The organism is Mesorhizobium sp. M7A.F.Ca.US.005.03.2.1 (genome assembly GCF_003997795.1).
In the GTDB taxonomy this organism is placed as follows: domain Bacteria; phylum Pseudomonadota; class Alphaproteobacteria; order Rhizobiales; family Rhizobiaceae; genus Mesorhizobium; species Mesorhizobium ciceri.
In genome coordinates, this window is the sequence record NZ_RZRP01000751.1 from 1 (window position 1) to 2101 (window position 2101).

A 2101-nucleotide genomic window follows, 5' to 3' on the forward strand; every position below is an offset into this window, starting at 1 on the left:
GCGCGGCGCGCCGTAGACGGTGAAGTTGGTGTCGTCGAGCATGGTGCCCTGGAAAAAGGCGCCGGCGCTGGATGCGATACCTTGCTGGACGACAAGCGCCTGGTAGAGCCGGCTGCGATTGCCGCCGCCGAGGATCTCCGCCAAGAGGTCGAGCGCTTCCGCCTCGCCCGGCTTTCCCGAATGATAGGACGGCACCACCCATTGCGTGGAAAAGCTCGGCACGCTCACGCGGGCATCGGAGAGCGTGACCGTGCGCTTGGTGTTCTGCTCCGGCTCGACCGGGCGGATGCGGGGCGGCAGATCGGGGCCGCGCGCCACCTTGCCATAGGTCTTTTCGGCCAGCGCCCGCACCGTGTCCGGTTCGACATCGCCGGCGACGATCAGCACGGCGTTATTGGGCCGGTAGTATTTGTCGTAGAAGGCGGTGGCGTCGACGCGGTTCAGCTGCTGCATCTCCTGCATCCAGCCGATGACCGGAATGCGATAGGGCTGGTTCTGCCACAGCGTCGCATCGACCTCCTCGTCCAGCACAGCCTCGGGGCTGTTGTCGATACGCGAGCGGCGCTCCTCGAGGATGACGTCGCGCTCGGTCTTGATGACATCGTCGGTGAGGATGAGGTTGCGCATGCGGTCAGCCTCGAAGCTCATCATCAGCTCGAGCGCCGACGGCGCCACCGTCTCGTGGAAAGCGGTGTAGTCATAGGAGGTGAAGGCGTTGTTGGAGCCGCCGATATCGGAGACGGCGCGGTCGAACTCGCCGGCCGCATGGTTGGTCGTTGCCTTGAACATCAGATGTTCGAAGAAATGCGCGATGCCGGATTTGCCGGGCGGCTCGTCGGCGCTGCCGATCTTGTACCAGACCATGTGGGTGACGATCGGCGCACGGTGGTCGGGAATGACGACCACCTCCATGCCGTTGTCGAGCAGGAAATCCGTGACCTTGAACTCGGCCGGAACCGTGTTGGGCAAGACGGGGCTCTCGGCCAGCACTGGGCTGGTCACGACAAAAGCCAAGGAGGTCGCCAACAGCGTTCCCCGCAGCCATTCAATCCTGGATGTCATCAACGGCTCCGGTTCTGTCGACAGACGATAGGCAAGGTGCTGGCGACAAGCAAAGTGATTTGTTGATCATGTTGCCGGCAAAGGCGGCGGCAAAGAGGCCGGCCCATGGATGCCGGCCAAGGATACGAGGCGTATCAGGACGCCTCGATGAAGCGGATGACGGTCTCGCCATAGTTGCGTTCGTCCAGCACCGAAAAGCCGGGGCCTGGCTCGAAGGACGCCACCGCGGCCTCTTCGACCACGCACAGCGCGCCGGGGCGAAGCCAGCCGCCGGCTTTGGCCGACTGCAAGGCGCGCTCGCCAAGGCCCTTGCCATAGGGCGGGTCGGCGAAGACAAGGCCGAACGGCGCCAGCGTGCCGGCCTCGCCGAGGCCGGTGGCATCGCGGCGGAAGATCTTGGTGCGGCCGGTGAGCCCGAAGGCCTCGACATTGTCGCGGATCAGGCCACGGCCTTCCGCCGATTCCTCGATGAAGACACCGTAGGAGGCACCGCGCGACAGCGCTTCGAGTCCCAGCGCGCCGGTGCCGGCGAACAGGTCGAGCACGCGTGCCCCGTCCAATTGCTCGGCAAAGCGATGCGCCAGCACGTTGAAGACCGCCTCGCGGGTACGATCGGTCGTCGGACGGATGGCGCTCGAGCGCGGCGTCGCCAACGGACGCCCGCGAAACTCACCACCGACGATTCTCATCTCGCTTTGGGGCCTCGGGGACCGTTGCGCGGACGCTCACCGCCGCCAGCCCCGCCCGGACGTTCGCCGCGCGGCTTGCCGAATGGCTTTGCACCGGCCGGTTTGCCATAGGTCGGTTTGAACGAGGCCTTGCGCGCCTTGGCGTCAGCCGCCTTGGCGGCGTCAGCTTCGGCCCTGCCCTTGCCGATCGGTCGCGCGCCTGGCGCCATCCAGACATTGGCCTTGCGCTGGCCGGGCGGCTCGATCGGCCGCTGCTCGCGCTCGGACTTTTTGCCACCGCCCGGCTTGCCACCAAAAGCACCACGCGGCTTGTCGCCGAAGCCACCGCGCGGTTTGTCGCCGAAATTGCC

Annotated in this window: 2 protein-coding genes and 1 pseudogene; all 3 read right to left on the reverse strand. The window is 66.1% G+C overall.

Annotated features, from left to right (window positions below):
* The coding region (locus EN991_RS29575) for a pitrilysin family protein (protein WP_164769458.1) at positions 1 to 1062 on the reverse strand (1062 nt) is incomplete at its 3' end.
* Between the two features lie 134 nt (positions 1063 to 1196).
* Positions 1197 to 1751: a 16S rRNA (guanine(966)-N(2))-methyltransferase RsmD gene (gene rsmD / locus EN991_RS29580; protein WP_013532356.1), complete on the reverse strand. Its 555-nt coding sequence runs from the start codon at positions 1749 to 1751 to the stop codon at positions 1197 to 1199.
* A pseudogene (locus EN991_RS41205) lies at positions 1748 to 2101 on the reverse strand (RNA pseudouridine synthase); the annotation flags it as partial. The pseudogene EN991_RS41205 and the gene rsmD, both read right to left, overlap by 4 nt.

What these genes read in the sequence shown, in the direction of transcription:
- rsmD (WP_013532356.1), bottom strand. Translation starts at nt 1,751, where the DNA reads ATGAGAATCGTCGGTGGTGAGTTTCGCGGGCGTCCGTTGGCGACGCCG.